The sequence below is a fragment of the Pseudoalteromonas sp. GCY genome (genome assembly GCF_016695175.1).
Lineage (GTDB): Bacteria > Pseudomonadota > Gammaproteobacteria > Enterobacterales > Alteromonadaceae > Pseudoalteromonas.
The window spans coordinates 2724637-2737227 of the sequence record NZ_CP068023.1 but is presented as its reverse complement, the minus strand read 5'-3'; the positions used below and the strand labels follow the sequence as shown (position 1 = coordinate 2737227).

Below are 12591 nucleotides of genomic sequence, written 5' to 3'. Positions count from 1 at the left end.
GCGATAAAAATCAGCACATGCTCTACATTCAAATATTATTATTTTGTCGGTGACAAAATGGTAGGTGAGGGGTTTTCAGCCATGTCAGGGAAGTCAATGGTGTAGTGAAGTCCGCGACTTTCTTTACGTTCTAACGCGCTGCGAATGATAAGTTCAGCTACTTGTACTAAGTTACGTAATTCAAGTAGGTTGTTACTCACTCTAAAGTTGGCGTAATAATCGTGGATCTCTTGCTGCAATAGCTCAACGCGGCGTAGCGCACGTTCTAACCGTTTAGTTGAGCGAACGATGCCAACATAATCCCACATAAATAATCTAAGTTCGTGCCAGTTGTGGGTGATAACTACTTCTTCGTCCGAGTCGCTGACACGGCTTTCGTCCCAATCTGGTAACTTAGATGGCTCAGGACTCTTATCGATTTTAGCTAAAATATCTTTTGCGGCAGCGTGGGCAAACACAATGCATTCTAATAATGAGTTACTCGCCATGCGGTTCGCGCCGTGTAGACCTGTGTATGCCACCTCGCCGATTGCATATAAATTGTCGATGTCAGTACGACCATTAAAGTCAGTCATAACACCACCGCAGGTATAATGCGCCGCTGGCACTACAGGGATAGGCTCTTTGGTGATATCTAAACCAACACTTAAGCACTTAGCATAAATCGTAGGGAAGTGCTCAATGATGAACTCTTTGTCTTTATGAGAGATATCCAGATAGACGCAATTTGCACCCAATCGCTTCATCTCATAGTCAATGGCACGGGCGACTACATCGCGAGGGGCGAGTTCTTCGCGCTCATCGAAGTCAGGCATAAAGCGTGTGCCATCAGGACGTTTAAGCAGAGCGCCTTCACCGCGCATGGCTTCGGTTATTAAAAAGTTTTGTAGCTCAGGGTGGTATAAGCTGGTCGGGTGAAATTGGTTAAACTCCATGTTTGCTACGCGACAACCCGCGCGCCACGCCATTGCGATGCCGTCACCCGAAGAAACATCTGGATTTGAGGTATACAAGTAAACTTTACTTGCGCCACCAGTCGCTAAAGCGACAAACTTAGCCGAGATGCTCTCAACTCTGTCCGCTTTGCGATTGTAGACGTAAACACCTTTGATATCGCTTGAGTCACCATGTTTATCTTTGATGAGGTCGATGGCGTTGTATTGCTCAAGTATATTAATTTTTGGGTGTAACTGCACTTGGCTAATTAATGTGGTTTGAACGGCTTTACCCGTTGCATCAGCTGCGTGCAATATACGGCGATGTGAATGCCCACCTTCCCGGGTTAAATGAAAGCGCTCTTTCCCTTTGCTATCCACTTCCATATCAAATGGTACGCCTTGCTCAATCAGCCATTTCAAGCAATTTTTTGCATTTGAGGCGGTATAGTGCACCGCATCGCGGTCACATAAGCCAGCGCCTGCCGCAAGTGTGTCTTCGACATGAGATTCAATACTGTCGTTTTTCTTATCGAATACTGCGGCAATGCCACCTTGAGCATAAAGTGTGGAGCCTTCTTTTAACGCCCCTTTGCTTATCACGGTAACATTACAGTGGTTTGCCAAAGAGAGCGCAAGAGAGAGTCCAGCAGCGCCACTACCAATAATGACTACATCAGTATTGTGGTGAGTCGTATTTTTCATATTCGAAGATCTTTACTGTTTTTGCGTTTAATTCTGCTATTTATACCACATCTGCTATCATAGAAGGCAGAGACTTTGTTCCGTTTAATGAGAATCATTTAGAACATTTTGTGTGACTGCTAATGGAATAATGCTAAAAAGCAGCCAAGAACTAGTACGCAAAGATGGATGAATTCGTTTATTTTAAAAAAAAATACAAAAAAACAGAACTTTTTATTCAGTACTAAGTCAGAGTAGCTGTGAATGATGGCAACTAGATACGATTTAGAAAAGCAAAAAGAGGAGTACCGGCTCGAATGAGCGAGCAGGATTTAGATCTAGATATAGTTAAACGCGTTCAACAGGGAGATAAAAACGCATTCAACCTGTTAGTTGCCAAGTATCAAAATAAAGTCGCAGCGCTTATTTCTCGTTATGTAGCGAATCAAGGCGATGTGGCAGATGTGGCACAGGAAACGTTCATTAAAGCTTATCGAGCGTTGCCTAACTTTAGGGGCGAGAGCGCATTTTATACTTGGTTGTATAGAATCGCGGTTAACTGTTCAAAAAATTATTTGGTGGCGCTTGGTCGAAAGCCGCCAGCAAACGATGTAGATGCGGAAGAAGCCGAGTTTTATGATGGTGCAGACCAATTAAGATCGAACGCTTCACCGGAAAATCTATTGTTAAGCGACGAAGTGAAAGCAGTGATTTTCAAAACTATTGAGCGCTTGCCTGACGACTTAAAAACCGCAATCACTTTGCGTGAAATCGAGGGCATGAGCTACGAGGAAATAGCTGTCATTATGGATTGTCCGGTAGGTACAGTTCGTTCGAGAATTTTTCGCGCAAGGGAAGCGATAGATAACAATTTGAACCCATTAATAGGTGAGTCTTAATATGGCACAAGCTGAAAAACAAGTGACAGAAGATTTAACGACATCGCAAATTTTTGACGGTGATCTGTCACTCAACGCTGAAACTGATGTTCGTTTAGACGAACAAAAGTTTGCTAGGTATGCCTTGATTGGTGATGTAATGCGTAGTCAAAAGCAAGACACACCTTGCATCGATATCACCAGCAGCTTTGCAGCGGCACTGGAACAAGAGCAAACGTATAGTGAGCCGGCCGTTGAGCAAGTGAAAGAAACGACGCCGAAGAGCAATGTGATTGAGCTAAGTGCATGGCGTAAGCCATTTGCACAAGTGGCTATCGCGGCAAGTGTGTCCTTGTTTGCTGTGCTTGGAGTTAATACGCTAAGCACTGATGCAACTTTACCTGCGGGCGATACGTTACAGTTGCAATCTACTCCTTTTGCCGGAGGCGTTTCTCCTGTTAGCTTATCAACTGAGCCTGCGCTTGAATCAGCGGCTAAAGGCATTAGAGAGTTACAGCAGCAGCGTATTGGTGCATTGGTGCTAGAGCATCAAAGACAATCTCGCATGGCGTATGCGCTGCAGCAATCTGGTGAAAACAACACCACTGAAAAGCAAGAGGAAAAAGAGCAATAAATGAGAGCACTGTTAGTTGTAGTTAGTGTATTTTTCTCTAGTTGGCTGTGGGCAAATGAAAGCGTATCAGCCAAACAACTGCTAAAAGACATGGCCGAAGCGGTGCATCATAGAAACTTTGATGCTTCGTTTGTCGTGGTGAAAGGAAAATCTATGGAGCCTTACCGTTGGCTTCATGGTAACCAAGATGGGACTGAATTTGAGCTTTTAAGTTTGCTCAATGGTGCTGGACTTGAAATGATCCGCATTGGTGACAAAGTGACTTATTTTGAACCAAAGTCTGAGCCTTACACCATCCAAACAGATTCGATAGCAGGTCCTATTCCCGAAGTTTTATTCAAAAATATCGACAGCCTCAAAGAAAGCTATGATTTTGTCTTAGGTGGAAAAGGTCGGATAGTTGACAGACCTGCTCAGCTTGTCAGGTTAGAAGCAAAGGACGACGCTAAGTACAACTACTGGTTGTGGATCGATACTGAGTCATCTCTGTTGCTAAAATCCGCTTACGTAAACCAACAAGGCGAGTTGTTAGAGCAGCTTCAGCTTACCCATATCAGCGTGACTGAGACCCCTGCTGAGCAATTGTTAGAACTTTCACAAAAGCAGTTTCCTGAAGCTGTATCTGGGTTGTTGAAGACACTTGAGAATGGCACAAAAAACAATTGGCAAATTGGTTGGTTACCTCAGGGCTTTGAGCTGCTAAAATCTGACAGACATAAGTTAGATTTAAACAATGAGCTGGCAGACTACTACTTGTTTTCCGACGGCCTTGTCGATATTTCGGTATTTGTACAACGTCCTTTACCGGGCCAGCGCCCAAGTGGAGCGCTTTCGTCAGGTGCGACAACGGTGTACGTGCACAACACAGGTGCGTTTGATGTATCTGTAGTTGGAAATATTCCAGCAATGACCGCAAAAGCAATCGCTGAGTCTGTGAAAAGACCTTTATGATAGAACAAACTCTGACAGTTGCCGCCATAAAAGGCGCAACTGTCTATTTAGAAGCACAGCCAAAACCCGCTTGTGAAGGCTGTAACGGCAAGTGCGGCTCCCAAGTATTCGCCAAACTCTTTGGCACCCACAAAAAACAATTCCCTGTAGATTTGACGGAATCTGTCGAAATTGGCCAAAAAATTAAGTTGGCATTAGACGACACTAATGTGGTGAAACATGCGTTTTATGTTTACATGATGCCATTGCTTTTTGCTTTTGCCGGCATGTTTATCGCAGCCCTTGTACTTGGCCTTAATGAACCTTTGCAGATACTTATTGCATTTACGAGTGCTACACTCGGTTTATTTTTCGCCAGAGTCCAAGGGGATAAACTCAAACATCAGGTAAAAGTGATAAAAATTTACCCAATTAGCCTACCAATAACGCAAATAGATGGTGATTGTACTAAATAAAATGTAAAATCGAGCCCTTAATCTCTATTTGTGACTAACAGAAGTATTGAATCCAGTATATGAAGCATATCCGTAACTTTTCTATTATTGCCCACATTGACCATGGAAAATCGACGCTATCAGACCGCTTAATCCAAGTTTGTGGAGGTTTAACAGACCGCGAGATGCAGCAGCAGGTACTGGATTCGATGGACATCGAACGTGAGCGCGGCATTACCATCAAAGCACAGAGTGTAACGCTTAACTATCAAGCAAAAGATGGCGAAACCTACCAGCTAAACTTTATCGACACGCCGGGACACGTTGACTTTACTTATGAAGTTTCACGCTCTCTAGCCGCTTGTGAAGGTGCGCTATTGGTTGTCGATGCGGGTCAAGGTGTTGAAGCACAAACATTAGCGAACTGTTACACTGCGCTTGAGATGGACTTGGAAGTTATTCCAGTTCTGAACAAAATTGACTTACCACAGGCAGATCCACTTCGCGTTGCCGAAGAAATTGAAGATATCGTTGGTATTGAAGCTTTAGAAGCGGTGCGTTGTAGTGCGAAAACGGGGATCGGCATTGATGAAGTGCTCGAAGTGATCGTACGTGATATTCCGCCGCCAGAAGGTGAGGTAAATGCGCCATTACAGGCACTGATTATCGATTCATGGTTTGACCCGTACCAAGGCGTAGTTTCATTGGTACGTATTAAAAACGGTGAATTAAGAGCGGGCGAAAAGATTAAGATCATGTCTACAGAGCAAGCTCACCAAGTAGATAAGGTTGGTATTTTCACACCGAAACAAACCAATACCGGTGTGTTGAAAACGGGTGAAGTAGGCTTTGTTATTGCAGGTATCAAAGACATCCATGGTGCACCAGTTGGTGATACAATTACCATGGCTCGTGATTCTGCGGCTGAACGTTTACCTGGTTTCCAGAAGGTAAAACCTCAGGTATACGCGGGAATGTTCCCAATTTCATCTGATGATTACGAAAACTTCCGCGATGCGCTTAATAAATTGAGCCTCAACGATGCATCACTATTCTTCGAGCCTGAAAACTCAACAGCACTTGGCTTTGGTTTCCGTTGTGGCTTCTTAGGTATGCTCCACATGGAGATTATTCAAGAGCGCCTTGAACGTGAATACGACATGGATCTGATCACCACGGCTCCAACTGTAATCTACGAAGTAGAGACTAAGCATGGTGTGGTGAAAATCGATAATCCATCGGATTTACCACCGGTAAACGACATTATTGAAATTCGCGAACCAATTGTTGAAGCAAATATTCTGGTTCCTCAAGAATATTTAGGAAACGTGATCACACTGTGTGTTGAAAAGCGTGGTATGCAAACCAAGATGACCTATCACGGTAAGCAAGTTGCGTTAACCTATGAATTGCCGATGTCAGAAGTGGTGATGGACTTCTTCGATAAGTTGAAGTCTACCAGCCGTGGTTTTGCATCACTTGATTACAACTTCAAGCGTTTTGAAGCATCAGACATGGTGCGTGTGGATATTCTGATCAATGGTGACCGTGTTGATGCACTTGCAATAATTGTTCACCGCGATGGTTCACAAACGCGTGGCCGTCAGCTAGCTGAAGCGCTGAGAGAATTGATCCCTCGCCAAATGTTTGATATTGCTATTCAAGCTGCAATTGGTAATCACGTCATTGCGCGTAGTACAGTTAAGCAGTTACGTAAAAACGTAATCGCAAAATGTTATGGTGGTGACGTGAGCCGTAAGAAAAAGCTACTGCAAAAGCAAAAAGAAGGTAAGAAGCGTATGAAGCAACTTGGTAACGTTGAAGTGCCACAAGACGCATTCTTAGCAATATTGAAAGTAGGTAAGTAACAGGAAATACAAATGGCAGGTTATTTTTCAATTTTATTGGTGCTACTCACGGTCGGTTCAGGCCTTATTTGGTTGATCGATCATTTGGTTTATGCACCAAAAAGACAAGCTAGGCTTGCTATTGCGCAAGGTGCGTCTGACACTCAGTTGGATGCCGATATCATTGCGGAAATCGCACCTGAACCTGCCATTGTTGAAAACGCGAAATCTATTTTTCCAATGATTGCCGCAATCACGATTTTCCGTTCGTTTATTTTTGAACCGTTTCAAATTCCATCAGGCTCAATGATGCCAACCTTATTGGATGGCGATTTTATCCTAGTGGAAAAATATGCTTACGGGATTAAAGACCCAGTGTGGCGTAGCAAAATTGTTGAAACGGGCACGCCAGAGCGCGGTGATATTGCGGTGTTCAAGTTTCCGCTAGACGAGCGTATTGATTTCATCAAACGTATTGTTGGTTTACCGGGCGACCATATTGTTTATCGCAATCGTCAGCTTTACATTAAACCTAAGTGTGAAGACGGGCAGAGCGAAGCGAATGGCTTGACGTGTGGCGAATATAACAAGATTGATGTAGACATTGTAAATCGTGACGAGTTTACGCAAGGCCCGATGCAGTTAGTACGTCTAACAGAGCATTTGCCAAACGTAGAGCATGATATCTTAATTAATCCTGAAGTGTTAGAGTTAACAGATCGCTACTATCAACAACCAGGTACTCGCCGCGATGAGTGGGTAGTACCAGAGGGAAGTTATTTTGCGATGGGTGATAACCGTAATAACAGCCAAGATAGTCGTATGTGGGGTTTTGTACCTGATGAAAACTTGGTTGGAAGAGCGGTATTTATTTGGTTAAGTTTTGATTTTGATAATGGCCCAGACAGCATTTTGCCAGGGTGGGTTCCAACTGGTGTTCGTTTTGAACGCCTAGGTAGTATTCAGTAAAAATGAAAAGAAACGTAGAAGAACTTTATAATAAAATAGGGTACAACTTCTCTGATAAGGCGCTGCTTGAGCAGGCTTTGACGCATCGCAGTCACAAAGGCCAGCACAACGAGCGTCTCGAATTTTTGGGCGACTCTATTTTAAGCTTTGTGATTGCAAATGCTTTGTATCACAAGTTTCCAAAAGCGCGTGAAGGTGATTTAAGCCGCATGCGTTCAACGTTAGTGCGTGGTCAAACGCTGGCGGAATTCGGTGTGGAATTCGCGCTGGGTGATTATCTGCGCCTAGGTCCAGGTGAGTTGAAGAGCGGCGGTTTTCGCCGTGAGTCAACGCTCGCAGATGCAGTAGAAGCCATTATTGGTGCCGTTTTCTTAGACTCTGACATCGACGTGTGTAGAGATTTGGTACTAAGTTGGTACGAATCACGCTTAACTGCGATTTCACCTGGTCATAATCAAAAAGACCCGAAGACGCTGCTGCAGGAGTATCTACAAGCTCGAAAATTACCTTTACCGGGCTACACTGTAATAGATACCAAAGGGCAAGCTCACAACCAAACATTCACGGTCGAATGTATAGTGGAAGGGATGGAAAGTATAATTTCAGTAGGCAGCTCGCGACGTAAAGCTGAGCAAAAAGCTGCCGAAAAAGCGCTTAAGATATTAAAGAATGACGCTTGATACACATTGCGGCATGATTGCCATTGTCGGTAGGCCTAACGTAGGTAAATCGACACTATTAAATAAATTGGTTGAGCAAAAGGTAAGTATTACCTCGCGTAAACCACAAACTACTCGTCACCGCATCATGGGGATCCATACAGAGGGTAACTATCAAGCGGTGTACGTTGATACCCCAGGGCTTCATATTGAAGAAAAGCGTGCAATTAACCGCTTAATGAACCGAGCAGCATCAAGCTCAATCGGCGATGTTGAATTGGTTATTTTTGTCGTAGAAGGGACGCATTGGACGCCTGATGACGAAATGGTACTGACCAAAGTTAAAGACAGTGGTCGTCCTATCTTGGTGGTGATGAATAAAACCGATCAGGTAAAAGATAAAGACTTGTTGATGCCACATATTCAGTGGTTGAGCGAACAGGGAGATTTTATCGGGATCGTACCTATCTCTGCGAAGCAAGGTAAGAACGTTGATATGATCAGAGAAGAAGTGCACAAGCGTTTACCTGCGTGTGAATTCTATTTCCCTGAAGATTATGTTACCGATCGTTCAATGCGTTTTATGGCGGCAGAGATCGTGCGTGAAAAGCTGATGCGCTTTATGGGCGATGAATTACCGTATTCGGTGACGGTAGAGATCGAACAGTTTAAGTGGCAAGACAACGGCGTTTGGCAGATCAACGCGTTGATCCTTGTTGAGCGCGAATCGCAAAAACGCATGGTGATCGGCAACAAAGGCGAAAAGCTCAAAGTGATCGGTCGCGAAGCGCGTAAAGATCTTGAAAACATGCTAGACAACAAAGTCTATCTCGAATGCTGGGTTAAAGTGAAATCTGGCTGGGCAGACGACGAACGTGCTCTTCGTAGCTTAGGGTACGGAGAAGACTGATTGGATAGCGACTTTCGACAGGCCTATCTGTTACATCGCAGACCTTACAGCGATTCTCAGGTACTGCTTGACGTGCTGGTCGAAGGCGTTGGACAACTTAAAATGCTTGCCCGAGTAAAGGGCAAGCAATCCCTCAAACATAATGCCCAGTTGCGGCCATTTTCATTACTTTTACTGCAATATGCAGGCAGATACGATTTTAAATACGTAAACCGTTTTGAACCCACAGACAATCAAATCCAACTCGTTGGGCGGCAGTTATATTGTGGCTTGTATCTCAATGAGCTAACACAACGCGTGGTACCCACCAACGAACCGCTAGAGCAGATCTTTGCGCTCTATCAGCTACATTTAATGCGTTTGGCCCAAGACGAAGATGTGGAACCTATCTTACGCAGCTTTGAGTTGCAATTGTTAGGTGAGCTGGGTTTCGGGGTGGAACTGGAGTTTGACGCAGAAGGTAATCCAGTGCGGCCAAAAGCCGCGTATAAGTACGTATCTGAGTACGGTTTTATTGCAGTCGGTCGTGAACCTGATACGATACCGGGCAGTATGTTATTGGCCATTGCCAATCAAGATTTCCAAGACCTTGCCGTAAGAAAGGCTGCTAAGCTATTAACACGCAGGTTAATGGCACCGCTGGTTGGCAAGCAAGGGCTGAAAAGTAGAGAACTATTTATTTCAAAGAAATAATACCAATTTAATCAAAAGTATAAATCGGTAAATTGGTATTGCGGTAATAAGTGGGTAATCCACTTGCTACGTCATATTATCAAGGGATAAACGATGAAAGATATTTTACTCGGCGTCAACGTAGACCACATTGCAACGCTTCGTCAGGCGCGTGGCACTAGCTATCCTGATCCAGCACATGCAGCTGCAGTAGCTGAGCACGCAGGAGCCGACGGCATTACTATTCACTTACGTGAAGACCGTCGCCACATCCAAGATCGCGATGTTTACGTGATGGCAAAAACCATCCAAACACGTATGAATCTAGAAATCGCAGTAACTGACGAAATGCTCGACATCGCTTGCGAAGTAAAACCTGAATATGTTTGCCTAGTGCCAGAAAAACGCGAAGAGTTAACGACGGAAGGTGGCTTAGACGTTGCGGGTAATCTAGATAGGATCACAGCGGCAACTCAGCGTCTAGCTGATGCAGGTATCAAAGTAAGCTTATTCATCGACGCTGATAAAAAGCAGCTAGATGCTGCAAAGCAAACCGGTGCGCCTTACATTGAGATCCACACCGGTGCTTATGCTGATGCTGAGAACGATACCGAAATGACCGCTGAGCTTGAACGCATTCGTGAAGGCGTTAAGTATGCTCATGGACTAGGTCTTATCGTCAACGCTGGCCATGGTTTGCATTACCATAACGTTAAACCGATTGCACAAATGCCAGAAATCTACGAACTTAACATTGGTCATGCTATTGTTGCTCGAGCGGCAATTGATGGACTGGAAAAGGCAGTACGAGATATGAAGCGTTTGATGTTAGAGGCGAGACAAGCATAACGCTTAGTGGTAAAGAAAACGAAGGGCTGTGTAGCCCTTTCTTTTTGCCTTGTAATCGAGTTAATACAATTGGTATCAAAATGAAAAAAATGGTGTTGGTCTTTGCAAGTTGTGCCCTTGCATCACAATTTAGCGAAGCGACAGAGAACAACGAATTTGAAATCATCACTACTACGGCATCCAGGTTGGCTGAGACGGCAGGAGAGCGCCCTGTAAGCCTCTCTTTGCTCACAGAAGCTCAATTAGATGACACAGGCGTCACGCATATCGAAAAGGCGTTGAGGCTCGTTGCTGGCGCAAATGTACAACATGGTAATGGTCAAGAGTATCTACCTGCATTGCGCTCACAAGTGCTCTCTGGTGCAGGCGCATGTGGCGGCATTTTAATGGCTGAAGATGGTATTGCACTTAGAGCCGCAGGCTTTTGTAATATCAATGAACTCTTTGAATCACACTTTGAAGCCGCTGAGCGTATAGAGGTGTTAAAAGGACCAAATAGCGTGCTGTATGGCTCTAATGCGGTGCATGGAGTGGTTAATGTGATTACTTCAAACCGCATTCAAAAGACACCTAGGATCGCATTAGATATCGGCTCCTATGGTTATAGCCGAACTCGGATACAAGCTGGCGATAAAGCCCTTGGCTTGGGCGCTGCGTTAACCCTTACAAAAGACACGGGTTATCGTGACGACGAAAGCGTCGAGCAACAAAAGTTGAGCGTCAAACATCAATATGAAGGCGAGAAGATTGGTGTCGTATCTGGAATGACATATACCCACTTAGATCAGCAAACGGCGGGTTATGTAACAGGAGTGGACAGCTATAAAAATAAGCAATTGGCAAAGCAAAACGAAAACCCTGAAGCATTTAGAAAGGCTAAGTCATTTAGAGCTTGGACAGAAATAACCGGGCACTTTGATGATAACAACACCGTGCTGATAAAACCTTATGTACGCTGGCAAGAGATGGAGTTTGTTAAGCATTTCTTGCCGGGTAAGCCGTTTGAAGAAAATGGTCAAACTGGTGTGGGGTTGCAAACGCTTATACACACTGAATTAAGTGACTCAATACAACTAGATTGGGGAATGGATGCGGAATATACCCGAGGCGAGATGTTGCAGTATCAGCCTACGCCTACTGAAGGCTCTGCATTTTTGCAGGCAACTATTCCTACAGGAAAGCATTACGACTATGAAGTAGATGCAAGGCAACTCGCGCCTTTTGCAAGTCTCAGTTGGCGACAGGGTAACTGGTTAGTTGAACTGGGCGGTCGTTTTGAGTCAATGAAATACGATTATCGCAACTTTTTGCCTATTGGGCGCACCAAAGAAGATGGCTCGGTGTGTTCAATGGGAGGATGTCGTTATAGTCGCCCAGCCAGTGGCAAAGATAGCTTTGCTTATTTTTCACCAAAATTTGGTTTAAGCTATGCATTCACTGAGCGGCATATTGCCTATGCTAACGTGTCTCAAGGCTATCGCGCACCACAAACTGCTGAGCTATATCAATTGCAGCGAGAGCAGGTAAAAGCATCGCTAGAGGAAGAAAAGGCGGACAATATCGAGCTTGGCCTAAAGGGGAGTGCAGATAGTCTTGGCTATCAAGTCGCAATTTATGACATGGAAAAAGAAAATTTGATCTTCCGAGATAGCGACTTTTTCTATATCAACGATGGTCGCTCAAGACACCGAGGTGTGGAGTTGGAGTTGAGTTATTCATTCTCAGCACATTGGCAGGTAAATCTCGCCGCAACGCGTGCTAGGCATACCTATGAACAAGATAATATTCTTGGTGGCATCAATATAAACGGCAACGATCTAGATTCAGCACCAAGGAACGTCATTAACGCCCAATTGCACTGGCAAGCACTGGATAACCTCAGTTGGTCTTTAGCTTGGCATCATGTAGGAGAGTATTTTACTGACCCCGAAAATCTTCATCGTTATTCTGGTCACGATTTGCTGAGCTTAAGAGGAAAGTGGCAGGTAAATCCGCATTTGGCGTTGACGATGAGAGTGAAAAATCTAACCGACGAACGTTATGCTGAGCGTGCCGATTACACTTCATTTAGTGGCGAAAGGTACTTTCCGGGAAGACCAAGAAACATTCTGGTTTCACTAGACTACCGCTGGTAATGCATGAATAAGGGAGCATAAGGCTCCCTTATCG

Annotated in this window: 12 protein-coding genes; 11 read left to right on the top strand and 1 reads right to left on the bottom strand. The window is 44.5% G+C overall.

The window, feature by feature from the left end; genetic code table 11:
• Positions 1-38: 38 nt before the first annotated feature.
• A complete protein-coding gene (nadB, locus tag JJQ94_RS17510) occupies positions 39-1640 on the bottom strand; it encodes an L-aspartate oxidase (RefSeq protein ID WP_099029295.1) in 1602 nt (533 codons plus the stop codon).
• A 296-nt stretch (positions 1641-1936) separates the two neighbouring features.
• Between nadB and rpoE the strand changes: the two genes are divergently transcribed.
• From rpoE to JJQ94_RS17455, 11 genes are all read left to right on the top strand, one after another.
• The gene (gene rpoE / locus JJQ94_RS17505; protein ID WP_010371267.1) at positions 1937-2518 is read left to right on the top strand and encodes an RNA polymerase sigma factor RpoE; all 582 of its coding nucleotides are present in this window, start codon (positions 1937-1939) and stop codon (positions 2516-2518) included.
• A gap of 1 nt (position 2519) precedes the next feature.
• Positions 2520-3131 carry a sigma-E factor negative regulatory protein gene (locus JJQ94_RS17500; RefSeq protein WP_099029294.1) on the top strand — a complete coding sequence of 204 codons (612 nt, stop codon included), beginning with the start codon at positions 2520-2522 and terminating at the stop codon, positions 3129-3131.
• Positions 3132-4082, top strand: coding sequence for a MucB/RseB C-terminal domain-containing protein (locus JJQ94_RS17495; protein WP_010371273.1), 951 nt, complete (start codon positions 3132-3134; stop codon positions 4080-4082).
• Complete coding sequence (locus tag JJQ94_RS17490; RefSeq protein ID WP_099029293.1) at positions 4079-4537, top strand: SoxR reducing system RseC family protein; 459 nt, start codon at positions 4079-4081, stop codon at positions 4535-4537. The genes JJQ94_RS17495 and JJQ94_RS17490 overlap by 4 nt, the downstream gene beginning before the upstream one ends.
• Positions 4538-4596: 59 nt before the next feature.
• On the top strand, positions 4597-6384 hold the full coding sequence (gene lepA / locus JJQ94_RS17485) for a translation elongation factor 4 (RefSeq protein WP_099029292.1): 1788 nt from the start codon (positions 4597-4599) through the stop codon (positions 6382-6384).
• Between the two features lie 12 nt (positions 6385-6396).
• The gene (gene lepB / locus JJQ94_RS17480; RefSeq protein WP_010371286.1) at positions 6397-7332 is read left to right on the top strand and encodes a signal peptidase I; all 936 of its coding nucleotides are present in this window, start codon (positions 6397-6399) and stop codon (positions 7330-7332) included.
• 2 nt (positions 7333-7334) lie between these two features.
• Entirely contained in the window at positions 7335-8012 is a 678-nt protein-coding gene (gene rnc, locus JJQ94_RS17475) for a ribonuclease III (RefSeq protein WP_010371291.1), read from the top strand.
• Positions 8002-8901 (top strand): GTPase Era, encoded by a 900-nt coding sequence (era, locus tag JJQ94_RS17470; RefSeq protein WP_045989845.1) that lies wholly within the window; start codon positions 8002-8004, stop codon positions 8899-8901. The genes rnc and era overlap by 11 nt, the downstream gene beginning before the upstream one ends.
• On the top strand, positions 8902-9594 hold the full coding sequence (gene recO, locus JJQ94_RS17465; protein ID WP_099029291.1) for a DNA repair protein RecO: 693 nt from the start codon (positions 8902-8904) through the stop codon (positions 9592-9594).
• A 93-nt stretch (positions 9595-9687) separates the two neighbouring features.
• Positions 9688-10422: a pyridoxine 5'-phosphate synthase gene (gene pdxJ, locus JJQ94_RS17460; protein ID WP_039497125.1), complete on the top strand. Its 735-nt coding sequence runs from the start codon at positions 9688-9690 to the stop codon at positions 10420-10422.
• A gap of 80 nt (positions 10423-10502) precedes the next feature.
• The gene (locus JJQ94_RS17455; protein WP_099029290.1) at positions 10503-12557 is read left to right on the top strand and encodes a TonB-dependent receptor; all 2055 of its coding nucleotides are present in this window, start codon (positions 10503-10505) and stop codon (positions 12555-12557) included.
• Positions 12558-12591: the final 34 nt, after the last annotated feature.

Excerpts from the sequence above, each read along its gene's own strand:
- nadB (WP_099029295.1), bottom strand. The coding sequence starts at position 1,640 with ATGAAAAATACGACTCACCACAATACTGATGTAGTCATTATTGGTAGT.
- rpoE (WP_010371267.1), top strand. The coding sequence starts at position 1,937 with ATGAGCGAGCAGGATTTAGATCTAGATATAGTTAAACGCGTTCAACAG.
- JJQ94_RS17500 (WP_099029294.1), top strand. The coding sequence starts at position 2,520 with ATGGCACAAGCTGAAAAACAAGTGACAGAAGATTTAACGACATCGCAA.
- JJQ94_RS17495 (WP_010371273.1), top strand. The coding sequence starts at position 3,132 with ATGAGAGCACTGTTAGTTGTAGTTAGTGTATTTTTCTCTAGTTGGCTG.
- JJQ94_RS17490 (WP_099029293.1), top strand. The coding sequence starts at position 4,079 with ATGATAGAACAAACTCTGACAGTTGCCGCCATAAAAGGCGCAACTGTC.
- lepA (WP_099029292.1), top strand. The coding sequence starts at position 4,597 with ATGAAGCATATCCGTAACTTTTCTATTATTGCCCACATTGACCATGGA.
- lepB (WP_010371286.1), top strand. The coding sequence starts at position 6,397 with ATGGCAGGTTATTTTTCAATTTTATTGGTGCTACTCACGGTCGGTTCA.
- rnc (WP_010371291.1), top strand. The coding sequence starts at position 7,335 with ATGAAAAGAAACGTAGAAGAACTTTATAATAAAATAGGGTACAACTTC.
- era (WP_045989845.1), top strand. The coding sequence starts at position 8,002 with ATGACGCTTGATACACATTGCGGCATGATTGCCATTGTCGGTAGGCCT.
- pdxJ (WP_039497125.1), top strand. The coding sequence starts at position 9,688 with ATGAAAGATATTTTACTCGGCGTCAACGTAGACCACATTGCAACGCTT.
- JJQ94_RS17455 (WP_099029290.1), top strand. The coding sequence starts at position 10,503 with ATGAAAAAAATGGTGTTGGTCTTTGCAAGTTGTGCCCTTGCATCACAA.